Source organism: Streptomyces sp. CB02959 (assembly GCF_002803155.1).
Lineage (GTDB): Bacteria > Actinomycetota > Actinomycetes > Streptomycetales > Streptomycetaceae > Streptomyces.
The window spans coordinates 128,591-150,960 of the sequence record NZ_NNBP01000024.1 but is presented as its reverse complement, the minus strand read 5'-3'; the positions used below and the strand labels follow the sequence as shown (position 1 = coordinate 150,960).

The 22,370-nt window shown below is 68.5% G+C and carries 23 protein-coding genes; 7 read left to right on the top strand and 16 right to left on the bottom strand.

Annotation, left to right across the window (positions count from 1 at the left end):
* Positions 1–136: 136 nt before the first annotated feature.
* Positions 137–358 carry a hypothetical protein gene (locus CG747_RS47530; protein ID WP_146022191.1) on the bottom strand — a complete coding sequence of 74 codons (222 nt, stop codon included), beginning with the start codon at positions 356–358 and terminating at the stop codon, positions 137–139.
* Between the two features lie 12 nt (positions 359–370).
* Between CG747_RS47530 and CG747_RS33050 the strand changes: the two genes are divergently transcribed.
* The 3 genes from CG747_RS33050 (at position 371) to CG747_RS33040 (ending at position 1,290) form a co-directional block, all read left to right on the top strand.
* A complete protein-coding gene (locus tag CG747_RS33050) occupies positions 371–664 on the top strand; it encodes a hypothetical protein (protein WP_146022190.1) in 294 nt (97 codons plus the stop codon).
* Between the two features lie 27 nt (positions 665–691).
* Positions 692–949, top strand: a complete 258-nt coding sequence (locus CG747_RS33045) for a hypothetical protein (RefSeq protein ID WP_100605530.1) — start codon at positions 692–694, stop codon at positions 947–949.
* 110 nt (positions 950–1,059) lie between these two features.
* The gene (locus tag CG747_RS33040; protein WP_100605529.1) at positions 1,060–1,290 is read left to right on the top strand and encodes a hypothetical protein; all 231 of its coding nucleotides are present in this window, start codon (positions 1,060–1,062) and stop codon (positions 1,288–1,290) included.
* Positions 1,291–1,303: 13 nt separating this feature from the next.
* On the opposite strand, the gene CG747_RS33035 is transcribed toward CG747_RS33040, so the two are convergent.
* The 3 genes from CG747_RS33035 to CG747_RS33015 all read right to left on the bottom strand — a co-directional run bounded on the left by CG747_RS33035 (position 1,304) and on the right by CG747_RS33015 (position 5,085).
* Entirely contained in the window at positions 1,304–1,642 is a 339-nt protein-coding gene (locus CG747_RS33035) for a hypothetical protein (RefSeq protein WP_180985800.1), read from the bottom strand.
* 86 nt (positions 1,643–1,728) lie between these two features.
* Entirely contained in the window at positions 1,729–1,935 is a 207-nt protein-coding gene (locus tag CG747_RS33030; protein WP_100605528.1) for a hypothetical protein, read from the bottom strand.
* A gap of 1,194 nt (positions 1,936–3,129) precedes the next feature.
* On the bottom strand, positions 3,130–5,085 hold the full coding sequence (locus CG747_RS33015) for a glycoside hydrolase family 9 protein (protein ID WP_100605527.1): 1,956 nt from the start codon (positions 5,083–5,085) through the stop codon (positions 3,130–3,132).
* 183 nt (positions 5,086–5,268) lie between these two features.
* Here CG747_RS33015 and CG747_RS33010 point away from each other — a divergent pair, with 183 nt between their 5' ends.
* From CG747_RS33010 to CG747_RS32995, 3 genes are all read left to right on the top strand, one after another.
* Complete coding sequence (locus CG747_RS33010; RefSeq protein ID WP_100605526.1) at positions 5,269–5,943, top strand: response regulator transcription factor; 675 nt, start codon at positions 5,269–5,271, stop codon at positions 5,941–5,943.
* A complete protein-coding gene (locus CG747_RS33005; protein WP_100605525.1) occupies positions 5,943–7,193 on the top strand; it encodes a HAMP domain-containing sensor histidine kinase in 1,251 nt (416 codons plus the stop codon). The genes CG747_RS33010 and CG747_RS33005 overlap by 1 nt, the downstream gene beginning before the upstream one ends.
* A gap of 741 nt (positions 7,194–7,934) precedes the next feature.
* The gene (locus CG747_RS32995; RefSeq protein ID WP_100605524.1) at positions 7,935–8,765 is read left to right on the top strand and encodes a helix-turn-helix transcriptional regulator; all 831 of its coding nucleotides are present in this window, start codon (positions 7,935–7,937) and stop codon (positions 8,763–8,765) included.
* 31 nt (positions 8,766–8,796) lie between these two features.
* Here the strand turns inward: CG747_RS32995 and CG747_RS32990 are convergent, their stop codons facing one another.
* From CG747_RS32990 to CG747_RS32945, 9 genes are all read right to left on the bottom strand, one after another.
* Entirely contained in the window at positions 8,797–9,372 is a 576-nt protein-coding gene (locus CG747_RS32990) for a hypothetical protein (RefSeq protein WP_100605523.1), read from the bottom strand.
* A gap of 346 nt (positions 9,373–9,718) precedes the next feature.
* Positions 9,719–10,315, bottom strand: a complete 597-nt coding sequence (locus tag CG747_RS32985) for a hypothetical protein (RefSeq protein ID WP_100605522.1) — start codon at positions 10,313–10,315, stop codon at positions 9,719–9,721.
* Positions 10,316–10,616: 301 nt separating this feature from the next.
* Positions 10,617–11,039 (bottom strand): VOC family protein, encoded by a 423-nt coding sequence (locus CG747_RS32980; RefSeq protein ID WP_100605521.1) that lies wholly within the window; start codon positions 11,037–11,039, stop codon positions 10,617–10,619.
* A 230-nt stretch (positions 11,040–11,269) separates the two neighbouring features.
* Positions 11,270–11,401 (bottom strand): hypothetical protein, encoded by a 132-nt coding sequence (locus CG747_RS49950; RefSeq protein ID WP_257980908.1) that lies wholly within the window; start codon positions 11,399–11,401, stop codon positions 11,270–11,272.
* Positions 11,402–11,459: 58 nt separating this feature from the next.
* On the bottom strand, positions 11,460–12,248 hold the full coding sequence (locus tag CG747_RS32970) for a class I SAM-dependent methyltransferase (RefSeq protein ID WP_100605520.1): 789 nt from the start codon (positions 12,246–12,248) through the stop codon (positions 11,460–11,462).
* 358 nt (positions 12,249–12,606) lie between these two features.
* Complete coding sequence (istB, locus tag CG747_RS32960; RefSeq protein ID WP_093796906.1) at positions 12,607–13,365, bottom strand: IS21-like element helper ATPase IstB; 759 nt, start codon at positions 13,363–13,365, stop codon at positions 12,607–12,609.
* A complete protein-coding gene (istA, locus tag CG747_RS32955; RefSeq protein WP_100605518.1) occupies positions 13,362–14,960 on the bottom strand; it encodes an IS21 family transposase in 1,599 nt (532 codons plus the stop codon). The genes istB and istA overlap by 4 nt, the downstream gene beginning before the upstream one ends.
* 311 nt (positions 14,961–15,271) lie before the next feature.
* Entirely contained in the window at positions 15,272–15,859 is a 588-nt protein-coding gene (locus CG747_RS32950) for a transcriptional regulator (RefSeq protein ID WP_100605517.1), read from the bottom strand.
* Complete coding sequence (locus CG747_RS32945; RefSeq protein WP_100605516.1) at positions 15,859–17,430, bottom strand: helix-turn-helix transcriptional regulator; 1,572 nt, start codon at positions 17,428–17,430, stop codon at positions 15,859–15,861. The genes CG747_RS32950 and CG747_RS32945 overlap by 1 nt, the downstream gene beginning before the upstream one ends.
* Positions 17,431–17,888: 458 nt before the next feature.
* On the opposite strand from CG747_RS32945, the gene CG747_RS32940 reads away from it, so the two are divergent.
* A complete protein-coding gene (locus CG747_RS32940) occupies positions 17,889–18,836 on the top strand; it encodes an NAD(P)-dependent oxidoreductase (protein ID WP_100605515.1) in 948 nt (315 codons plus the stop codon).
* Between the two features lie 111 nt (positions 18,837–18,947).
* On the opposite strand, the gene CG747_RS48330 is transcribed toward CG747_RS32940, so the two are convergent.
* Genes CG747_RS48330 through CG747_RS32925 form a run of 3 tightly spaced genes read right to left on the bottom strand, consistent with a single transcriptional unit; the run spans position 18,948 to position 21,933 of the window.
* Positions 18,948–19,352 carry a DUF6009 family protein gene (locus CG747_RS48330; RefSeq protein ID WP_180985799.1) on the bottom strand — a complete coding sequence of 135 codons (405 nt, stop codon included), beginning with the start codon at positions 19,350–19,352 and terminating at the stop codon, positions 18,948–18,950.
* Complete coding sequence (locus tag CG747_RS32930; protein WP_100605514.1) at positions 19,349–20,872, bottom strand: phage/plasmid primase, P4 family; 1,524 nt, start codon at positions 20,870–20,872, stop codon at positions 19,349–19,351. Before CG747_RS32930 ends, CG747_RS48330 begins: the two co-directional genes overlap by 4 nt.
* On the bottom strand, positions 20,869–21,933 hold the full coding sequence (locus CG747_RS32925; RefSeq protein WP_100605513.1) for a bifunctional DNA primase/polymerase: 1,065 nt from the start codon (positions 21,931–21,933) through the stop codon (positions 20,869–20,871). The genes CG747_RS32930 and CG747_RS32925 overlap by 4 nt, the downstream gene beginning before the upstream one ends.
* Positions 21,934–22,370: the final 437 nt, after the last annotated feature.

The window sequence follows — 22,370 nt, the reverse complement described above, 5'->3', positions numbered from 1 at the left end:
CAAGCGCACCCATACCCAGCTGGCCCGCTTCAAGCCGCCAAGCCACTCAGGGCAGAGGGCGGGGCAGGGATCGCACGGCTGACCCGTCTCGACGAGGGCTGAATTCAGATGGCGAACCACCTGCTGGCAGTGCGACTCAGCGCCGCTTTGCAACCCAGGCGACCAGGGAAACAAGTCCAACGGCCGCTGCGGCCGCTAACTTCGCCGACAGCATGCCGAAACCGGGGTTCCACCACCCCAGCTTCCACCCAACCCCCCAGAGCAGTCCCATGACCAGCAACGCACAGATCGCAGCCAGCACGACACGTCCGGCCGTGCCGCGGTTTCGTCCATCACCACTGCTGTTCTGCTCATCCATGAGGCTGATCCTATGAACAGGATCATGGAGGACAACGGCTTCTCGCCAACTTCGAAGGCAGCGAAGCCGAACCCTGGTAGCCGTTGTCGGCACGAGCCGGTGGCCGCGGTGGCGCCCCGCGACGAATCCCGCGTCGCCCTCGCCCGGACCGCCTATCTCCTCGCACGCAGGGCCCATGACGCCATGGCCACGGATTCCGACGCCCGGCCCGGGGACCTGCTCCGCCAGGCGCTCGATGTAAGGCACAGGGCCCGGGAGCTGGTGGGGCGCGCGGTGACCGCGGAGCGGGAGCGCGGCACCACCTAGGAGCAGATCGCCAACGCCGCCGGCACCATGAAACAGGCCGCCCACGAGCGCTGGTCGGGCGACGTGAAGGCGTGGGCGGCCCTGGGCCGGGTCGCTGGCGATACCCGCCCCACCATGGAGCTGGTGCGGGAGCTGGGCTGGGACTTCGCGCAGATCGACGTCCACCCCCGCCGCACCGATGCCGTCTCCGCCGGCCTGGACGCCACCTGTCATCCCGGCTCGTCCGCCTTCGAGGACGCCCGCCGCACCGCGGCCAGCAGCTGCACGCCCGGCTGGGCGAGCTGAAGCGCGATGGGGAGAGCAATAGCGAGGAGGACGCGCGCCTGACGAACCCCGACCGCGGACTGGTCCCCGCCCGGCGGTCCGGGTGCGTGGAATGCGGGTATGTACGGTCCATGGCATCGCAATTCCGCACAAAGGACGGCGGCGAAGTCCGCGTCGGAGACGAGGTGTGGGCCAGGGTCTGGCAGGAGAGCGACAACAATCCCTGGCTCATCACCCAGCATCCGCTCGACAAGACCCACCTCATCCTCAAGGAGATCGGCGGCGCCGAGGAACGCGTCCACCACCCGGACGACCTTGCCCTCTACTACTACGCCAACCGGCAACCGCCCAGCGGCGGATGAGGTGCGCTTCCCCTCAACCGAGCGCCGCAAGCCTTGAACACCTTCTCGTTCGCCTTCGCCTCCGCGGCCAGGTCGCGCAGCGTCTTCTCACCACGCGTACGGTCCCCTCCGGCCGGCCCACCGCCGCACCAGCGAGGCGGAAGAGGATGCCCTCCTTGCCTCTCACCGTCTTCAGCTCCGCCGTCAGCTGCCGTTCCACCCTCCGCTCGGCACGGGCGTTGATCTTGTGGACCAGTGCGACCAGCAGTTCCACCAGGGCATCTGTGATCTCGGCCTGACAGGACGCGCACAGCGCGGCCAGCAGCGTGGTCCGCACGTCCTCGGCCGCGTCCCGCAGGTCCGAGGGGTACATCTTGATCGCCCGCGCCCGCCAGCTTCTCCGAGCAGTCCGCGAACAGCCCCTCCGGCAAACCGGGCGGCCCGGTGCGCTTCAAGGACTCAGGGCTTCACCACCTTCCAGCGCTCAGCCGCGATGTCGTCGCAGGAGGCGAGGCGGACGATGCCGCGGTCGGCATCGGGGGCCAGCAGACAGAGATGGGTGGCTTCGTTGCGGTAGCGGACGGTGCCGTCCGTGTAGGTTTCGGCCAGCCAGGTCTGTCTCTCCGCGTCGCCCTCCGCTAGGTCGGAGTCCAGTCGGCCCTGCACACGTGGTTAGGCGGCCCAGCAGACGCAGTAGACGTAGGTGTAGGTGTAGGTGTAGGTGTCCCAGTCGGCGCCGAGGCCGCCTGGATGGTCTCGTCCCAGATCTCTTCGAGTTCTCGGGCGTCATGGGCGATCCAGGCGTCGACGGCCCGGTCCCAGATCAGGCGCGGATGTTGATGGAACGCGTCTGCGCGTCGCGACGGTGGCGGGGGTCGACCTGCGACTGGTCGGCGGGACCGATCTCGATGCGGGTTCCGCGGCCACCGTTGGTGAGGCGGTGGTGTCAGTCATGGGGGCCCGAGCGCCGTAGTTCGACGAACGAGGGGGATTCACATGACCGGGTGCCGTGCAGGCGTGTAGGACGGCCCGCGCGTCCAGTGGTGCGATGTACGTCGCCCCAGAAGGGGGTGTCCGAGACCTGACTTCCCTGGGCAACTCCCTTCGGACAGTTGCTTCGCCGGCAGCTTCTGTCACATCGCCAGCGGAACGCGAAGGGGCCACCATTCCGATAGAGCGGGTCGCCCCGTCGTCGGCAAGGCCGGGAGCCGTCACTGCGCTTGGCTCAAGGGCGGCATCTGACTGCGGCAAGGGTGAACGCATATGGCAGTGTCATGCCGCCCCTGCCCAGGGCACAGAGACGTGAGCCCTATTCCACTCGTTCGCGTGCCGCACCACCAAGCGTTGACGACGGGACCCTCAGCGGGTGTTCTGCGAGTCGTGGGCGGTTCTCGTAGTGCTTGGAGGCAGGTTGTCCGGTTCCGGGCCTGCGGTGCACTGCCGCTGCGGCGTGCTGGGGGACGTCCTGCTTACCCGAGTGTCCTGTCGGATGCTGCCTGGGAGTTGATCCGGTCGGCCATCACCGCAGGGAAGGCGGAGCACCCTTCGGTCAGCGGGCACGAGAGCGAGTACGAGATGCGGGGGATCGTGAACGCGATCCTCCACCAAGCGTCCATGACCACTTCTGCAACCTGGGAGGTGGGCCGGCTTGCCGAGGCCAGGGGCTGACCGTGCGCAGGCTGCGCCGTCGGGACACCATCCGACGGCGCGATGGCCGTCCCCGCGGTCCGGGGTGGCCATCGCGACGTGCTTTGCGTGGGGCGGGCCGCCAACGAAGGGACGACTCGGCCGACCGGCAGACCCGCTGTCAGCGGCGATGCCGTGATGAGCGGAGTGGTGCCCTTGTGTGCCGTTGTGACGTCAGCTGGGGTCGGTCTCGGCGCTCTGTGGGGCGGCGGAGAGGGTGAAGGAGAGCAGGGCTGTGGCGGTGAAGTCGTCGGCCGATTCGACCGTCTGCCAGGCGCCCACGTGGTCCATGAAGCCGCCGCCGTGGCCGTCGAAGGCGGCGAAGGGATTGCCCTGTGCGGTCGGGCACTTTCGCATGGTGGGGAAGGAGTTGAGGTCCTTGAGCTTTTCTGCCGCGTTGGGGCCGTTGACGACGCCACCGCGGAGGATGTCGCCGTCGCCGTCGAGAGCGCCGGCGAGGTTGGCCGGCTGGTGTTCGGGGCAGTGCGGGAAGGTGGTCCCGGCACCGATGACGAAGGAGGAGCCCCATGCGTTGGCGCCCAGGGTCCAGTTGCGCTGCTGGGTGGCGAAGGCGTCGTAGTGGGAGTCCCCGGTCACACGGTGATACAGCTGGGCGGTGGCGGCCAGGCCGAAGGCATGGGGCACGGAGTCGAAGTCGGTGTAGACGGCTCCGGCCCGGAAGGGGTCGCGGGCCGCACGGGAACTGCCGTCGTCGAGCTGCCGCTTGAGATCGTCGGCGAGCTGGCCGCGGGTCACCTCGGTCCCCGGGGCGTCGGCGTCGAGGAGTTCGGCGAGGTCGGCGTGCGCCAGTGCGCTGACATCGCCGAGCCCGAGGGTGCCCAGGGTGTCCGAGGCCAGGTACTGCTTGGCCCAGTGGCCGGCCTGCCCGGTCCAGTCGGCGGTTCGGCTGTCGTCGAGGGCCTTCCCCGCGAGGGCCATCTCGGTGGCGCCGAATTCCATGTCGTCCTGCCAGGACGCCTCCGGGTAGAAGCCGTGCGGGAAGGCGGTGACCAGCTGGTCGCCGGGGGTGGTGTCGGCGAGGGCGTAGATGTGGGCGGCCTTCTCCAGTTCCTGGTGCGCCCGCTCGGGGTTGTCGGCCGCATCGAGCTGAGCGGCCAGGGCGAAGGTGGCGGCGACGCGCCCGGCGAGGTTGGGGCTGATCGGTTGTCCGGGGGGTGCTGCGCGGAAGACCGGCCGGTGCTTGATCAGGTAGTTCGGGTCGCCGGGCTCGACCTCCAGGGCGTCGTCGGCCTCGGGCAGGCGCCAGTCGTCGTGATCGGAGCGGATCTTGCCGCTGCCGTCATCCGTGTCGCCCTTGCCGAGGCCGACCTGGACGTAGAGGGTGCGGGACTCGTCGTCCCACATCTTGTCGAGCCAGTCCAGTCCGTGGCGCGCCTCGGTGGCCAGCTCCTTGCCGCCGGCGGGTGTGGTCCGCTGCGCGAACAGGAGACTGGCGGTGGAGTAGGAGGCGGTGTGGGTGAACTTGAGAAAGTCTCCGGCGTCGTTCCAGCCGCCGGAGACGTCGATCGGACCGCCGACCGGCTTGAGGGGTGCGGTCAGGACCCTCTCGTCCGCGTCGTAGGCGGGGGTGTCGTAGACGGTGGCCTGGCGGTCCGCCAGGTGGGAGGGCTTGCGCTGCAGTGCGGTGGGGACGACGTCGGCTCCGTCGCGCTGGGCCTGGAAGAAGCGGACGTTGTCCTGGATGAGTTTGCCGAACAGTTCGCCGGCGGGTGCGATGTGGAACGTCGGGGATTCCGCGGTGACCGGGCCGGAGACCTCCACCCGGTAGTCGCCGGGTTCGGTCAGACGGGACAGGTCCAGCGTCTGAACGGCCTTGTAGGTGTTGTTCCACCCTCCGGTGGAGGCCCCGACCCTGCCGCTCAGTACCTCGTTGCCATCGGCGTCGCGCACCTGGAAGGACGCGTCCGAGACGGGTTCGACGGACATAAGGTACGCCTGCTTGGCCTCGCCGGGCGCGTAGCCGACCTGGTCGACGCGCACCACGGCATGCGGTGGCCCCGCCACCAGGGCGTCCGCCCCCGGAGCGGACTGGATGCAGTAGACAGCCAGGGTGGTGGCTGCCAAGCCCCCGGCAGTGACGCCGATGACGCCGGTACGTATTTTTGCCATGCCCGCACATTGCCAGCGGGTTCATGAGGAGATCGTGAGGAAGCCTCGCCGCTCCGGCCCATCCGCATACGCCCTGGCTCACGGCAGGGCGACGCCACGAGCGGTGCCGACAGTCGCGCATGACACCGCCATCGCCGCTGCCCCCGCGTTCGTGGTCTTTTCGAGCCAGTAGGCTCCGCCGTCATGCGTGTACTTGTCCTTGAGGACGATCCCGAACTCGGCGCTGTGATCACCAGCGGTCTGCGTGAGGCAGGCTTCGCCGTCGACTTCGCCACCGATCTCGCCGACGCCGACTTCAAGCTCGCGGTCAACACCTACGACTGCCTGGTCGCGGATCGCACCCTGCCCGACGGGGACGCGCTCACCCTCCTCGCCGCCCAGCGCAAGGCCGGCTCCCCCCTCCCCGTCCTCCTGCTCACCGCCCTGGACGCGGTCAGCGACCGGGTGGCCGGCTTCGAGCACGGCGCCGACGACTACCTCGTCAAGCCCTTCGCCCTTGCCGAGCTCGGCGCCCGGGTCCGCACCCTGTGCCGCCGCGGTCAGCCCGCGCGGCTGCCCGAGCTGCGCGTCGGCAGCCTGGAGCTCGACCTGCCACGGCGCCGGGTACGACGAGACGGTGTCCTGCTCACCCTCACCGCGAAGGAGTTCGCGGTCCTGGAGGTCCTGATGCTGCGCGCGGGCGAGGTGGTCACCCGCACCGAACTCATCGAACGCTGCTGGGACGAGCAGAACGAACCACTCTCCAACGTGGTCGACGTCCTCATAGGCCAACTGCGCCGCAAACTGGGCCCGCCCGAACTCATCTCCACCGTGCGCGGCGCCGGGTACCGGATCGCCGACCCGGCCGCGGACGTGTGATGCCGCCCCCTCCCGCCCTCGCGCGCCTGCACCGCGTCCGGTGGGCGATGACCCTGCTCTTCGCCGCGACCACCGCCGCCTGCCTGCTGGTCCTCGCCGTCCTGGCCGTTCGCACCGACGGCCGCTCCCGGACGAACGATCTCGACAACGACGTCAGCCACCGGGCCGACGGCCTCGCCCGCACCGTGTACTACGACGGCGGCACCCTGCACCTGCAGGCGCTGCGAGACGACGACCTGGCCCGCAGCGCCGAACGGCTCGGCGTCCTGCAAGCATCCGGACACTCCCCGCTGCGGATCCGCTCCGCACGCACCTCCCCGACCGCTCTGCCCGACCGGGAAGCGCTCGACGAGATCTGGCAGCAGGTCCGACACGACCAGGAGACCGTTCTGGTCGGTGCCGAGGTCGACGGCCGAGAAATCCAGTGGGCCGCCGCCCCCGTCTGGGACGACGACACCATCGGCGCAGCCGTGCTGGTCGGCGCCGACCCCGCCCAGAGCCGGACCGCCCACAACCGGCTGATTCGCTGGCTGGCCGTGGGCTGCACGGCCCTGGTGCTGGCCGCCGCCGCAGTGGGACACCTCCTGTCCGGACGGGCGATGCGCCCCGCGCTACGCGGACTCGAACAACAAGAGCAGTTCCTCGCCGAGGCCGCCCACGAACTGCGCACGCCGCTGGCCACCCTGCGCCTGGCGGTCGAAAGCGGCAGGACCTCGCCCGCCCGCGCCCCCATCGCCCTGGACGAGGCGGTCCGGCTCATCGACCGGCTGGGCCGGCTGGTCACCGGGCTGCTGGCCCGGGCCCGGGTCGAGGCCGGTACCCAGGATGTCGAACTCACCCCGCTGCGGCTCGACCAGCTGGTCGAACAGACCGTTGAGGAACTGCCGGACCGCACCGGCGTCACGGTCACCACCGAGGCCGCCATCGTAGGCGGCGACCCCGAACTCCTCGCCCAAGCGGTCCGCAACCTCGTGGAGAACGCACTGCGGCACGGCGGCGGCACTCCGGTCGAGGTGACCGTCACCACCGGCCGGGTGGCGGTGCGAGACCACGGCCCCGGCGTACCGTCCAAAGACCGCACACGCGTATTCGAACGCCACGTCACCGGAGCCGCGAGCACCGGGACCGGCACGGGCCTTGCCATCGTCCGCTGGGTCGCCGAACTCCACGGCGGCACCGCCCAGCTCTCCCCGGCACATGGCGGCGGCCTACTGGCCGAGCTGCTCCTGCCCCAGCACACGGGCGGCTGACACGGCCCGGTCAGGCCAGGCCCACTTCCCGCGGCCAGGCCCCCTCGTCTTCATCTCATCAAACACCGGGCACGGTGGACCCATGTCCACGCTCCCCCTGGCCTCAACCGGAGCCTGCGCTCCGCCGCACTCGCCGCAGCCTTCAGCACCGGCGTCGTCGCGGTCTTCCTCGCCCTGCGCGCAGGCAGCAACACCCCGGACACGGGCACAACCGGTGCGGGCACACCGGCCGCGGTCCGAGTCGGCCAGCAGTTCCTGGAGTTCACCCACGCCACCGCCGACCTGCTGGTGACTGGCTCCGACGGCTGATCACGAACGTGTGGTGCTTCAACACACCAGCCCGGTCTTTCCATGAGGCATCCGGGCTGGTGCCGATGACGCGGCAGATTGAGCAGATGTTGTGAGAGCCCGATCTGCGGCTTCCGGTCGGCGACATACCGCCTGACCATCGGATACGACACGTTCGCGCCGTGTTCCTCGACCGGCCGGTGAAAGATCCGGGTGACCGTGTGCCGCTGCTTGCGCGGCGCGTCCAGGTCCGCCCTCAGGATCCCGTCGATCACCACCTTGTACGGATCCAGCCCCGACGGCCGCGGCGGCAGCGGATTGCGCGGCTCCGGCCAGGCCGAGTCCAGGGCCTTGCGCACCGTCCGCCAGGCGACGTTGTGGCAGCCAGGAGTCCTGTCTTCCTGGGACAGTCGGTACCAGGAAGACCGTGTGCGGCTGGTGCACAGTGGTGGCATGGCGAGCACGGAGTTCGGGCGCACGGTACGGCGCTGGCGCGACCGGGTCTCCCCGGCGGCCGCGGGACTGCCCGTGGGTGGTCATCGGCGCGCTGCCGGGCTGCGCCGTGAGGAGCTGGCCCTGCTGGCGGGGATCTCGGTCGATTACGTGACCCGCCTGGAGCAGGGTCGGGCGACCAACCCGTCGGAGCAGGTCGTCGAGGCCCTCGGGCGGGCTCTGCGCCTGTCCGCAGGCGAGCGGGAGTACTTGTTCCATGCCGCCGGGCTCGTACCGCCGGGGCAGGGCACAGTGCCCGCGTACATCACGCCGAGCGTGCACCGGATGCTGGACAGGCTGACCGGGACGCCCGTCGCGGTCTCCGACGCTTCGTGGACGCTGCTGCTGACCAACCCCCTGTACACCGCGCTGATGGGCGAGCGGCACGGGCGGGAGCGCAACGGCGCCTGGCGCGCCTTCCTCAGCTCGGGCGGCCGCGTCCGCCACACGTCTCAGTCCCGATGCGCGTTGGAGACCGCAGTCGTCGCCGACCCGCGCGCGGCAGCGCGCCGTTACCCGGCGGACCAGCCGCTGCGGCACCTGATCGCAGAACTGCGCGCGAACAGTGACCGGTTCGCTGAGCTGTGGGACTCCGGAGCCGTAGGCCGGCACGAAGCCTCCCGCAAGACCATCGACCACCCCCAGGTGGGTGCCGTGACGCTGGATTGCGACGTGCTCAGCGTCGCGGGCAGCGACCTGCGCATCATGATCTACACGGCCGAGCCCGGCAGCCAGGACGCCGAACGCCTCGAACTCCTCGCCGTCATCGGCACCCAAACCCTCGTCGAATAGCAGCCCTCCCACTTGCCCCCGGACGCACCCGTCAGCGCTCCCAGTACTTCGCCACCGCCTGTGCGTAGGCGACCCGGTAGTCGAGCCCTTCGCCGCCAACCCGGAACCGGCCACGTGCGGACTCGGTCAGGGCCGCCCGGCTGACGGGTTTGCCCGGTTGCTTCCAGGCCGTCCGCAGGGGGGCAGTGGTGGTGCCGGCGGGGGAGTCAGTGAGTGCCAGGGCAACCATGTACAGCAGGGTGAACGGCAGCAGCACCAGGCACAGGAGCAGCGATGGCGCTGTCCCTTCCCGTCCACGCAGCACGATGCCGTCCGATAGGTGGATCTCGTATGTGGGACGCCACCGCTTCTTCCGTGGTGGCAGGCGTAGTTCGGCCAAGTGCTCGTGATCCGGCGTGAGCACGGCCAGGTGACCGCCGTTCTTGCGGGCGATCACTGCCAGTGGCGAGGTACCGGCAGGGTTGGCGGCGAGGGTGAAGCGCAGCTTGTACCCCTGCGGGAGGAGACGGCCGTCGGGGACGCCGCGGAGCACGTGGACGGTTGCTGCGCCTCGGGGGCGTAGTTCGTAGCGTTCGGCGTCAGTGTGGCGGATGAAGACCAATGTCATGGCGTCCTGCCTCGTTGCGTCGGTTCCGGGTGCCATTCCCGATGGCAGAGTTCAACAGGCGAGATGATCATCCGCATCCCACTGGTCATGCCACCGCGGGAGGTCTGCCCAGGCCATCTTCAGCTTGCCTCACTCGGTACCGCGCTGCCTCGTTCCGGTGGCCGGATAACCCGGAGGGCAGCTGCACGGTCCCATATTCGTCGGGCGACGGATCGATACGACGGGGGATGTTTCCGGGGCGTCGCCTGGTCTCATATGGCCGGGGATATCAGTGATGCGGTGAACTGATATTGGACGGTGGGCAAGCGGATCGGCTGTTGTGGTGGAGGCCGCCGCAAGGGGGCGGCTACCGCGCCGGACGCGGACCGTCGTCCTCTGGGAGAGCCGAGACATGACCGTCGAGCAGAGACAGAGCACCAGCAGCACCGCGCAGGGCGTCCTGGAGGGCCTGTACCGGGAGTTGGGGATCACGGCGAAGGACGCCGGCTGCATAGGCCGCGCCTTGGATTGTGCGACGGATCGAGTGCCGCCAACCGGTGAATGCTGAAGCTGTCTCCGGCTGGACGTGGTCGCCGAGCCGGGGGTCGACAAGGTCGTCGGGGTCCCACGGCAGCGCGGCGATCGTGCGCCCGGCCTTGCGAACATCCGGTTCGTGAAACCTCCACCGGTTGGCGTGCTTGTAGGCGCGCACCCGCACGTGCCCGAAGTGGACGAAGTCGTGTTCGCTGAAGCGCTGAACACGGAATCGCTGTGGAGCCAGCGGGATCGAGCAGTTGGTGGTCTCATCGACCAAGAACCGCATGGCCAGCTTTTGGGTAATCACCCGGCCACCATGGCACTCCCCACTGACAACGGCCTTGGGCAGGAACGTGGCGGGCCTGGTCGGCGTGTGTAGGGTCTCGCCGCTCGTGTCCGGGAGCGCCGCCGTGACCTGCGGGTTCACGCGCTGTCTCACGCCGTGTCCGGCTGCCCAGTCTCACGGCCGTGTCCGAATCCTCGGGGATCGCGTCCCGGGCTGGGCCTGTCCTGTCGCAGTGAGCCTGTCAGGTGGCGAGCCTCTGACCTGCTGGGGTGCCAGATCGTTTGAGATCACAGGAGTCCGGTTTTCTCAAACGATGTGGCTTTCGCGGAAGTCTCGTTCGCGATAGAGACAGAACCGTCGGTAGAGAGGGTCCTGGGTTCCGAGGGTGGTGTAGATCCGGGCGAATCCCGAGTCCTACTAGGATAGGAGACTCGGTCGCCGATCAGCGGTGCTGGGCGGTGATGTTGAACATCCAGCTGATCCCGAACTGGTCAACCAGCGAGCCCGCCTCGTCGCCCCACACCTGCTTTTCCAGAGGCAGCGTGACGGTGCCACCGACGGACAGCTTCTCGAAGTAGTCGCGAAGCCCCCGGTCGTCGCCGTCGAGGAAGACCGCGACATTGTTGCCTGGCCGATAGGGCGGGTGGCCGGGCCTGTCATCGGGATAGTCCCATGCCATCAGCGTATAGCCGGCGGGAGTGTCCAAACGAGAGTGCATGACCTTGTCGGCGTTGGGCGAGTCCGGTGAGCCGAAGTCCGCCACAGTTCCCAACTCCAACTCGCCACCGAAGACCTCCCGGTAAAACTCCATCGCCTGCCGCGCGTTGCCGTTGAACGTGATGCACGGATTGACCTGAGACCCCACTTGACGCTCCTTCGTGACATGGCCGATCGGGCTGTCCGATCGCCGCGAAGCCAAGATACCGACGAACCACGACACACCCCCTGTCGCGATTTTTGCGTGTACCGCAATGAGAATCCGCCAGCACGAACGAGAACGAGTGGGAATCCGTGTGAACGCTCACGTAATTCCTCATGCGGAAGTTCACGTAATTCCCCAGCTGCTGACGCGAGCCGACGATGAGGCGGTTCGTGTCAGTCCCACCAGAGCACGACGAGAAGCTGCCGTTGGGATGCACCCCGGTAGAACTCGCGCAGGTCATTGAAGCGCCCCAGTACGTACTTCTTCGAGCCACCGACGATCTTGTCTGAGCCGTTGCCGATCAAGGAGGCGGCCTCTGCTTCGTCTGTCGGCAGGTCGGCAGCGACAACGGCGAAAGGCGGATCAGCGCGCAGGCTCAGACGTGCCTCGCGCCTGGTCGCGGCTGGCGACCACCAGGTATCCATCGCTCTCGGGGTCGAAGGTGGTGGACTGCACCGTGAGCCCGACACTGCGCAACTGCGCCACGAGGTCCTCGTACCGGTAGGGCCAGATGGACAACCGCTCCGAGCAGGCTCGCACTGCCCCATCCGGCTCGATCTGGGCGACCACGATCTCAAGGAAGTGTTCCTGCTCCCAGCGCTGCTCGATCTGCCAGTAGTAGCTGACGACCGCATCGCGGTCGTTGCGGCGGATGAGTCGATCGCGGACGTCTACCCGTGAGCCGGCGGATCGCACGAGCTCCCAGTTGCGTGAGTGGAGCACAAGGCGTCCACCCGGATTCAGCAGCCGCGACATTGCTTCCAGTGCGGTCAGGCGCCCGGCTGCGCCTTCGGCGTGCCCGAGCGAATTGCCGACGCAGAACACCAGATCGAACGTGGAGTCCTCCAGGTGGTCGGGCAGCTCGTCCCAACTCGCGCGGAGGGCTCGAAGCGAGACACCCTGCTCGTCGGCGACCTTCTCGGTCCGGCGAACCATCCCATCACTGGCGTCTGCGGCGACCACGTCAAGGCCAAGACTCGCGAGACCGACGGCGAGCTGGCCGGTTCCACACGCGCAGTCGAGGACGCGCGCGTTGGGCGGCAGAGAGCCCACGACATCGCTGTAGTAGACCGCGGCTGCGTTGGCGGGGGTCAGCCTGTCGTCCCCGATCAGCCACTCGTATACGTCGGAGAGCGCCCCATAACCAGCCACCGCGATACCTCCATCACTCGACGACACGCGGGCTAGACCGCGCCTGCGATTCGGACCTTGTGCCTCGCACTGTGCCGGGCCGTGTCAGCGAAGCATTGAGCAGGACCCAACCACTTCCGGCCGCTGAGACTCCACCGGATTTCGTGGGCAACCGCGATACGCCGCACCGACGTAGGGTCCCTACTCCACCGGCGCCCCACCGGCCCCGATGGGGGCCGCGGCCGGCAAACGCGCGTTCACTGCGGAGCGCTTTTAGGCACAGCCATCCAAACTGATTGCCGAAACGCCGCGTCCGGATGAAGGACCGCCAGCGACCGCCTCTACTGCCAAGTATCCCGACGACGTCCACCGGTTCTTCCTACTTAGTCTTGTCGGTGGGGTTCCTGGGCCGCTTGTTCGGGCGGTAGCTGGGCCCGTTCATGATCACCTGGTGGCTGGTGTTGATGAGCCGGTCCAGGAGGGACTCGGCGACGACGGGGTTGGGGAAGAGGGGATACCAGTCGCTGGGCGCCCTGTTGCTGGTGATGATCAGCGAGCGTCCCTGCCGCTCGGAGACAAGCTCGTAGAGGTCGTCGGCCTGGGCTGCGGACAGCTGACGCATGGCGAAGTCGTCGAGGATGAGGACGTCGGGGCGAACGAGTTCGCGGACGCGTTTCTCCCAGGTGCGGTCCGCGTGGCCGCCGGCGAGGTCGGCGAGGACGCGGCTGGTCTTGGCGAAGCGCACATGGGCGCCCTGGCGGACGGCGAGGTGGCCGAGAGCCTGGGCGATGTGGGTCTTCCCGACGCCGACGGGGCCGAAGAGGATGACCGACTCGCCGGCATGGAGCCAGCGCAGGGCTCCTAGGTCGCGGATCTGGGCGGCGGGCAGTTTCGAGGAGGCGGTGAAGTCGAACTCCTCCAGGGTGACCTGCTGCTCGAACTTCGCCCGCTGCAAGCGCCGTTGGAACGCGACGGTCTCGCGACGGGTGATCTCGTCCTGGCAGAGGACCTGGAGGAAGTCGAGGTGGCCGAGCTCGCCGCCATGGGCCTGGGCCAGGCGGGCGTCCAGGGTTTCCAGCATGCCGGACAGTCGCAGAGCCTTGAGCGACTCCCGCAGGGCGGCATCCATCACAGTCATCGGGCTTCCACCTCGGCTTCGTCGTGAACCTGGTCGTCGTGGTCGTCATCCGTCGTGTCGGGGGTCGCGACGGTGGCGAAGAGCCGGGCGGGACCGTGGAGGAATGCCGCGGCCCCCGCGTCTCCGCTGGTCTCGGGCTCAGGATCGGCCTCGGTGCCGGCGATGAGGATGCCCTTGATGGTGCGGTAGGACGGGTCGCCGACCGCGATGGCCCTCGCGCAGGCAGCCTCCAGCCGTGTGTCGCCGTACTTCTTTCGCAACCCGAGCACCCCCTGGGCAGCGCGGAGCCGATAGAGGACGTTGACCTCCAGCAGCTGGTCGACGACCTCGCGGCAGGCGTCACCGATCTCGGACGCCTGGCTGCGGCACCAGACCGGCGTCCGCATCTGGAAGGCGATCTTCTCTGGCGGATAATCGCTCTTGTCGGTGCGTTTTCCCTGGTCAAGAGCGGTGTGGGTCTTGACCAGGGAACCGTCGTGGAAGACCTGGACCATCGTGGCGGTCGAGCGGACGTCGACCTTTCGGCCGATCAGCTTCCACGGCACCGAGTAGAGGGTGCGGCCGACCTTGATGTGGATGTCCGGGCCGACCGTGGCCGTCGACCAGCGGGCCAGCACAAACGGAGTCGGCGGCAGAGGCAGCAGCTCAGCCGCCTCCAACGCGTCGAACACGGCCATCGGGGCGGCCCCGCCCAGTGGCCGGCACTTCCGTCGCCCGGCGACCTGCTGGCTCCAGGCCACGGCCTCGGCCTGCATGTGCTCGATCGAGGTGAACTCCCGCCCTCGCCAGAACGAGTCGCGGACATAGGGCATCGGCCGTTCGACCCGCGGCTTGTCTTTCGGCTTCGCCGCCCGGGCCGGATCGACCAACGCGCCGTAGTGAGTGGCCAGTTCCGCATACGCCTTGTTGATCTTCGGGTCGTAGAGGTCGGGCTTGTCGACGCCGGTCTTCAGGTTGTCCGGAACGAGCCGACGAGGGACACCGCCGAAGTATCGGAAGGCCGCGACGTGCGCTTCCGTCCATGCATGCTGGTCCAGGTGCAGCGCCGGCCGGACGAACATATGCCGCGAACACGGCAGCACCATCACGAACGCCCAGACCCGATGGCGCTTCCCGGACCGCGGATCGATCCACTGCCCGAGGAAGCCATAGTCGATCTGAGCCTCCGAACCGGGCTCGATCTCGTCACGCAACACGGTGACCTGCGACTTCGCCACCTCGTCCGGCAGCGTCGCATGCACCCAGCGACGGAACGAGGAGATCGACACCTGCAGCTTGTGCTCGTCACGCAGCCGCTGGTGGATCGTCGAGACGGTCACCGTCCCGAGCAGGCTCTTGATGTAGTCGCGGTGCTGGTCGATGTCCGGCCAGGTCACCTGCCTGAGCCGTCTGTCGATGAGGCCGGGGAACCACTCCTTGATCAGCTTCGACCAGTCCGCCTCACTCATCGGCGGCCCGCCCGGGCTGATCCCGGCCGCTTCCGCCGGGGCCAGGTACTTCCTGACGGTCTTGCGGTCCACCCCCAGCGACGCGGCCAGCTCGCTCTTCGAGCGACCTGCGTACCAGTGGACGTAGATCTCGGTGATGTCGACCACGACGAACGTTCTCCTCGCCATCCGGGCTGCCCATCGGCCATCCGAACCACGGAACGAGGAACATGAGCAGCTCCGCGACGACCAGGCCCCTCGATCCCGACCTCCGCGCTACCCATGGCCAATTAGGAGAATTCGGGATGGGGAATTACATGACGCTCAAACCGCCCAACCTGGGGAAAAACTTGATCGTCGACAATCCGACAGCTTCAATGCGACAGAACAGGGCCGCTGACCTGCGGAGTCTCAGGAATGGCCACCGGTAGGACATCGGCCGTGAGATTGGGACACGGAAGCTGAGATCCCACACGTGGTCAGGCGGCCCAGCCGACGGAGGAGACGTAGGTGTAGGCGTCCCAGTCGGTGCCCAGGCCGCCTTGGATGATCTCGTCCCAGATCGCTTCGAGTTCACGGGCGTCGTGCGTGATCCACGCGTCGACGGCCCGGTCCCAGATCAGACCGCGAACGTTGATGGAACGCGTCTCCACATCCCGGCGGTGGCGGGGGTCCACCTGCGACTGATCGGCGGGGTCGATCTCGACGCGGGTGCCACGGCCGCGGTTGGCGAGGCGGCGCTTGAGGTCGGCGACCACGTTGCGACGCCGTAGGTCCCAGTACGCCACATCCAGGCGCGCGAGGTTCGCCTTACTGGGCATGCGTTCCTCGGCCAACCACGCCATGAGGGTGCGGGGGCGGACGTGGATGCCAGCGCGGTCCATGGCTTCGTAGCCCACGTCGGAGGCGGTCAGGTAGCGCAGGCGGGCGGACAGCCCGCGTTCGGAGGTGACCGGGGATTCGATGCCGGTGACCATCCGGTCGATGCCTTCGGCAGTGCAGACCCAGCCGGGCAGGGCCCGGGCGCCGTAGTGGCCGATCCTGCGCCACCGCGAATCCAGAGCCATTACCGGGCCACCCGGCCTACGGTGTACTCACCGGAGGCTTTCGCGTCACTGTGCTTGACCTTCATCTGGGTCAGGCCGCGGCCCTCGGTGAAGACCTGCCGCCAGTCACCAACGACGTGGAGTTCGTCGGTACCCATCATCGCGATGACCTCCAGACCGGCCTGGTGGGCCTTGTACGCCTTGCCCCACAGGTTCGCGTACGCCTGACTGTGGATGATGTGCATCCAGTCCGGCCGCTGGATCTCGCGGTTGTGGATCGACTCCCCCATCGTCGAGATGAACTTCGAGTACATCGCCTTCACGTACCCCTCGGCGATCGAGTCGTCCTCGGCCAGGGCCGTCTCCCGAGCGGCGGCCAGGACCTTGCGCAGGGCGTCCAGGAAGTTCTCCGTCGCACCCGACGTCCACGACTCGTGCACCGTCGGCGCCTCGATCAGGCCGTACTTCGGACCCGACAGGCGCAGCAGCAGGCGCAACGTCGCGTCGGTGATCCACAGGGCGCCGGGTTCCTCACGGTCCCCGAGCGGGTCGGGCAGGTGCGGGTGGTTCCACGGTGCGGGGGTGATGAGGTGGACGCCGGAACGTTTCGCATCCACGCCGTCGCTGCCCGCGTGGTGCTCCAACTTGCCGATGGGCAGCCAGCACTTCAGTGCGCTGAGGTAGGCGGCATTGGCGTCCAGGGCCGTGACCTGCACATCCCCGGCCGCCTTGAGGGAGTAGTGGGGGTGGTGGAAGTTGGGGCGGGCCTCCCAGATCTGGTCCGGCTCCCGCTTCGACGGCTTGTGCAAGATGTCCGGCAGCGACGGATACGCCGTGTACTGGTACCGCGCGGTCGCCCGGGTCTCCTCGAACAGCCGCATCACATCCGGGATCGCCCGCTTGACCAACGCCTGCAGCGCGACGTCCGCATCGCCCTCGGCACGCTCCAACTCCTCGTGCACGGCACCGGTGATCAAGGTGTTGGTCTCGGCCTGGGCGCGGGCGGAGGACTGGGCCCGGCGCTGCGGTCGCGACGGGACCCGCGCCGGGGTCGGGGACGGCTGTACAGGTGCGGCCAGTGCCGGAACCTGGGCGACCACAGGGGTGGCGGCCCGGGGCGTGTCAGCGAGGGGCTGGCACATCGCGCCGGGGTGCAGGGAGCGGCCGTCGGTGGCCTTGAACGGGGTCACCACGCCGCAGCGGATGCACGGTTCGGGGTCGCCTTGCGCCACCAGGCCGTCGGGGCGGAACGCGGTCGGCGGCAGTTCCCTGGCGGAAGGCAGTGGCTGCGGGGTGGGCGGTTCGTCGGGGGTGTGCGGTCCAGCGGCCTCGGGGCTGGAGGCGGGGTGGATCTCCGCGAGACCCTTCAGCAGCTTCAGGTACTTCCCGCGCCCGGGCGGCTGCGGGTCCGTCTCGCCCGACTCCCAGTTGGCGACGGTCTGCCGACCCACACCGACGGCGGCCGCGACCTGGGCCCGCGACAGCCCCGCCGCCTCCCGCAGGCGCAGCCGCTCGACGGGAGACGGCATCCACGCCATCAGCCGCGCCTCTTCCAGCAACGCCTCGACACTGTCCAGCTGACCCTCACTCATGCTCCAAGCTTACCTCGTTTTAGGCAGGTTCTAGCGAAATATTAGCCAGTGAGAAGACGTGTATTTGGCAGCGGTCGATATGCCGTCGAGGCCTTCGCCCAGGTCGGCTCCGTCGCGGGAAGGGCTGTGCCTGGAGCGACGGACGGCCGCTGCGGGTGTGCCCCGCCGCAAGCTGAGGAAAGGCGAGGCACCCCTGCGAGACACCCCGTCCCCCCTGGTGGGCCGACAGGTGCGCCGCAAGCCGAGCGAGCGTGCGTGAACGCAGACTCACATGTGCTCGCGTGCGCGGGTGTGGTTCGGCGGGTTTCGACCTCGCTGCTTCAGGCAGGACCGGATTGTCGTGCAACCTGATGCAGCGGCCGTCGCGAGCTGTACGTGGTCGGTCGTATGCCACGGGCCGGCCGGTGGAACTGCGGGGCTGCACGGGTCGAGCCGTCTTCCAGGATCGAGGTAGAGAAATGCCGTATGTCGCCCAGGACCGCCCGCGCATTGGCTGGATCGGTACCGGCCGTATGGGCTTCCAACTCGCCGCCCGGCTGCTGGACGCGGGGCACGACGTAGCCGTCTACAACAGGACCCGTGCCAAGGCCGAACCGCTGGCTGAACGGGGAGCCGTCGTTGTCGACCGGCCGGCCGGTCTGGCCGACCGGGACGTTGTCTTCACCATGGTCTCCGCCTCGCCCGACCTGGAGGCGGTCACCACGGGGCCGGATGGTGTGCTGACCTCGCCCGATGCCGCACCGGGGGTGCTGGTCGACAGCTCCACGGTGTCCACGCAGATGTCCGCGCTGATGCGGAAGGAAGCTGCCAAGCGTGGGGCCGACTTCCTGGCCGCCCCGGTGAGTGGGAACCCGAAGGTGATCGCCGCGGGCAAGTTGACCATTGCGGTCTCCGGCTCGCGCGAGGCGTTCGACCAAGTCGAGCCGTTGCTCGCCTTGCTGGGGCGTGGGGTGAGCTACGTCGGCGAGGGCGAGGTCGCCCGTCTCGTCAAGATCGCGCACAACGTGTTCCTCGGTGTCGTCACCCAGTCGCTCGCCGAGATCACCGTGCTTGCGGAGAAGGGCGGTGTCAGCCGTTCCGCCTTCCTGGAATTCCTCAACGACTCTGTGATGGGCTCGCTCTACACCCGCTACAAGTCGCCTGCGCTGGTCAACCTGGACTTCACGCCGACGTTCACCATGCCGCTGCTGCGCAAGGACTTCGACCTGGGGCTGTCTGCCGCCCGGGAGTTGGAGGTTCCGATGCCGCTCGCCGCCGCCACAGCTCAGCTCGTCGCGGGTGCCATTGGCGCGGGGCACGTCGAGGAGGACTTCGCCGCCCTGATCCTCGAACAGGCCAGGAACTCCAGCTTCACGCTGGAAGCCCAGAACGTCTCCGTGGACGACGGCCTGTCACCGCACGCCTGACCGCGCGGAATGCGTTGCCGGCAGCGGGTACGCCTCTGCCTCGGCCCGTGGAATTGTTGTTGCGAGCCTGAGGCTTCCGGTCGACAAGGTGGGCGCCGCCTTGGGCAGCGTCTACACCTTGGGGAGCGTTATGCCCATTTCGCGCATGGCGTCGGAGGCGGGTCCGCCTTCGGAGCGTTCGGTTTTGTATCCCTTGACGCGGGGTTGGAGGGTGCGGGGGTCGACGGCTTCGGAGGGTGCGGCGGTGGCGTAGAGGCCGTCGGGTTGTTGGTCGCGGTCGTGGGGGGCGAGCCAGAAGACGCGGCGTAGGAAGGTGCCGGAGGCGCGGGAGGCTTTGGCGGTGGTGCCCAGGGTGGCGTAGCCGACGAGGCGGCCGTCGCGGTGGTAGGGGGGGTGGCGGCGGCGGCTGGCGACGCGGTCGAGGCTTTGGCGGACGTAGTCGAGGTGGGTGATGTCCTCAAGCCACACGAGGTCGGTTTCGTGCGTGAGGTCCTTGGGGTCGATCAGGGCGCTCACGCGTTCTCCTCGTTGATGTCGGCGATGAGTCCGATGCCTGGGTAGTACTTCTTGGAGTTGGAGGTGGCCATCTCCTTGGGTGAGCTCATACCCAGGGTCTCGCGGACGCGGCCGGCGAAGGCGCGGGAGGAGACGGGGGTGGCTCCTTCGCCTTCGCACCAGCGGGTGTAGGCGAGGTAGAGGTGCTTTTGCTCGGCCCGGAGTCCGGTGTCGATCTTGCAGGTCTCGGTCAGGAAGCGTCCCATGTGGTCCTCGGTTTCCGCGTAGGCCGTTGTGGCCAGGCGTACCCGTTCGGGTCCGGTCAGATCCTTCTCGCCGGCGAGGTAGCGGGCGGCGCCGTCGATGAGCCAGGCCAGGATGCCGGAGCCTTCTTCAGTGACGAGGATGTCGGCGAGGTTGTCGACCTTGCGGGCGTCGGGGACGACGCGTTCGAAGGGGACCAGGCGGATGCGTCGCCAGAACGCGAATCCGCCGGTGCCGACTTCGGGGCGGTGGTTGCCCAGGAGGAAGAGCTTGTGGGTGGGGACGAAGGAGAAGAAGTCCTGTCGCATGCGGCGGGCTTTGATGATGTCGCCGCCGGTGAGGAGTTTGACTCGGGATTCGTCGAAGCGGTCGCCGGCTTTGAGTTCGGAGCAGACGATGACGCGGCGGCCGTGGAGTTCGGCGAGGTCGGTGGGGTGGCCTTCGAACTGCTTGGCCATGAGGAAGCCGGGTGGGGCGGCGTCGGCGTAGTCGCCGAGCAGCTTGACGATGACGTCCAGTAGGACGCTTTTACCGTTTTTGCCCAGGCCGTAGAGGAAGGCGAGGACTTGGGCGCCGACGTCGCCGGTGATGGAGTACCCGAGGAGCAGGTGCAGGTACTGGATCATCTCGCGGCCTTCGGCGTCGTTGCCGAAGGTGTCGGTCAGGAACCGGTCCCAGCGCGGGGTGGGCATGTTGCGGGGGGCGGTGGAGGTGGCGCGGGAGTGGAAGTCGCGATGGGGGTCGGGGGCGTGGAGGTGGCCGGTGCGCAGGTCGACGATGCCACCGGGGGTGCACAGGACGTAGGGGTCGGCGTCGAGGCGGGAGGCGTCGAGGAGCATGCCGTGGGCTGATTTGGCCTGCATCAGCATGGACTTGATGCCGGAGGTAGACATCGCGCGTCGGCGTTCACGACGCAGTTCACTGTCGGTGTAGCTGCCGGTGGGGTCGGTGGTGGCGAGGTTCTCGGCCATGTCGCCGGCGGCCCACACGACGGTGTCGTGTTCGTCGGGTTCCCAGCGGTAGTCGGCCCACTTGTACCAGCCCAGGCCATTGACGTGCCGGTAGTCACCTGCGTAGAGGTGGGCGAAGGTCTTGGCCATGCCCCGGTCGGTCAGCGAGTCCGGCAGCAATCCTGCGTCCGTGGTCTGGAACGGGGTCCGGGCGTTGTCCTTGGTCGCCGGTGCGGGAGCGGCGGTGGGCTGGGTGGGCAGGCTAGTGGCGGACTGCGCGAGGATGGCGCGGGCGACCGCGACCGGGTCGAAGGCACCGGCGTTCACGGGCGACCTCCGGGGAAGAGAGGCTGTCGGGCTCCAGCGGTCATGCCGCTGCGGATGATGCTCAGGGCGCGCTGGTGTTGGCCAGGGCGGGCGTAGGCCGCGGTGGCGAGCAGGGCTTCCTGCGCGGCGTGTTGGTCGATGAGGCCCGCCGCGGCCAGACCACCGGCGGTGTAGGCGGCGCGGTTGAGCTTGTCGGCGAAGCCGGTGCCGGCCGGGGCGGTGCTGCAAGAAGCGACCTCGGCAAGGACGGTCTCCAGGGTGCGGGCAGCCGAGTCCCGGCCACCACCGGCGTCGATGACAGCTTGGCGTGCCCGGGAGGGGGGCTTGCGGGGAGCGGGGAAAGGATCACTCACGGGTTCGTCGAGATGGCCGGTGCGGGTGAGTTCATCGGCGAGCCATTGCGGGAGCGGTGCCGGCGTACGGCATTCTCCGAGCGGTGTGTAGGTGCCCGCGGTCGTGGTGGTCCCGGGGGCGACGATGTAGCCGCCCGTGCTGCGCACGTCGACCTGCCAGGCCAGGGCACGGCCGGTGCTGGAGCCGCTGGAGCACAGCCATTGCCGTCCGGCGCCGGCTTGGTACCACAGGTGCAGTCCGCCAGAGGGTGTGCGCACACGGAGGGTGTTCTCGTCGTGTGCTGGGTCGGGGGCGCTGCGGAGGGCGGCGAGGACGGCCAAGGTGTGGAAGCCGTTCTGTAGCCCTGTCAGGTCGACGGAGTCGTTGACGGCGACGCCGGGCCAGAGGCGGTCGCGGGTGGGGACCGGGGCGTGGTGGGCGTCGATGTCGATGACGATCAGGCCCGCGGGGCCGCAGGAGACTCCGACGCCGGGTGCGGGGTGGTTCGACCACCAGGTGTCGATGAGCGTGGGGTCGGTCGTGGCGGCATGGAAGCCATGGCACCAACGACCGTTGCTGATGCAGGCGCAGTCGGTGTGCCGGTGTCCGGAGGCGGCGCACGTCTGGCAGTTGCCGGCCGGGGTCTTGCGTCCTGGGGCGAGGGGGTGGACCGGCCAGCTTGCTTGCGCGCACCAATGTGCGATGGTGCGCGGGTCCGGAGGTGGCATGGTCGAGGAGATGGTGGCCTTCAGTACTGCGGGACGGTTAGTCGCTTCGGTCGCTGACGAAAAGGTGCAGGTCAGAGGCGTGCAGCCCTGCGGCGAGCGACTGAAGCGACTGAAGCTCGGAATATAGCGAAGCACACCCTAGCGAATGACTGTCACACATGTCCCACAAGCTGTCGGCGTGGCGCGGTCGCGATAGCGACTGAAGCGACCGTCGTTCAGAAGTCGGCGGAGATGCGGTGGCGGTCGGTTGAACACTTCGGGAGGTTGAGTCGCTTCAGTCGCCGAGGTTCGACGCAGAGGTCGGGAGCAGTGACCCAGCAGGGCGGCCGGCGTGGGGGTCAGCGACTGAAGCCGCCGGCAGGCGGTGCCCCGGAGGGTTGAGGCGGTGTCAGTACTGAAGCTCAGCGACCCTTCTCCTTCAGTCGCTGGCCTTCAGT

Coding starts and splice junctions, on each gene's coding strand:
- CG747_RS33015 (WP_100605527.1), bottom strand. CDS start 5,085: ATGGCAAAAATACGTACCGGCGTCATCGGCGTCACTGCCGGGGGCTTG.
- CG747_RS33050 (WP_146022190.1), top strand. CDS start 371: ATGAACAGGATCATGGAGGACAACGGCTTCTCGCCAACTTCGAAGGCA.
- CG747_RS47530 (WP_146022191.1), bottom strand. CDS start 358: ATGGATGAGCAGAACAGCAGTGGTGATGGACGAAACCGCGGCACGGCC.
- CG747_RS33005 (WP_100605525.1), top strand. CDS start 5,943: ATGCCGCCCCCTCCCGCCCTCGCGCGCCTGCACCGCGTCCGGTGGGCG.
- istB (WP_093796906.1), bottom strand. CDS start 13,365: ATGACTGTGATGGATGCCGCCCTGCGGGAGTCGCTCAAGGCTCTGCGA.
- CG747_RS32940 (WP_100605515.1), top strand. CDS start 17,889: ATGCCGTATGTCGCCCAGGACCGCCCGCGCATTGGCTGGATCGGTACC.
- CG747_RS33010 (WP_100605526.1), top strand. CDS start 5,269: ATGCGTGTACTTGTCCTTGAGGACGATCCCGAACTCGGCGCTGTGATC.
- CG747_RS32995 (WP_100605524.1), top strand. CDS start 7,935: ATGGCGAGCACGGAGTTCGGGCGCACGGTACGGCGCTGGCGCGACCGG.
- CG747_RS32925 (WP_100605513.1), bottom strand. CDS start 21,933: ATGCCACCTCCGGACCCGCGCACCATCGCACATTGGTGCGCGCAAGCA.
- CG747_RS33040 (WP_100605529.1), top strand. CDS start 1,060: ATGGCATCGCAATTCCGCACAAAGGACGGCGGCGAAGTCCGCGTCGGA.
- CG747_RS32950 (WP_100605517.1), bottom strand. CDS start 15,859: ATGGCTCTGGATTCGCGGTGGCGCAGGATCGGCCACTACGGCGCCCGG.
- CG747_RS33045 (WP_100605530.1), top strand. CDS start 692: ATGAAACAGGCCGCCCACGAGCGCTGGTCGGGCGACGTGAAGGCGTGG.
- CG747_RS33035 (WP_180985800.1), bottom strand. CDS start 1,642: ATGTACCCCTCGGACCTGCGGGACGCGGCCGAGGACGTGCGGACCACG.
- CG747_RS32945 (WP_100605516.1), bottom strand. CDS start 17,430: ATGAGTGAGGGTCAGCTGGACAGTGTCGAGGCGTTGCTGGAAGAGGCG.
- CG747_RS32990 (WP_100605523.1), bottom strand. CDS start 9,372: ATGACATTGGTCTTCATCCGCCACACTGACGCCGAACGCTACGAACTA.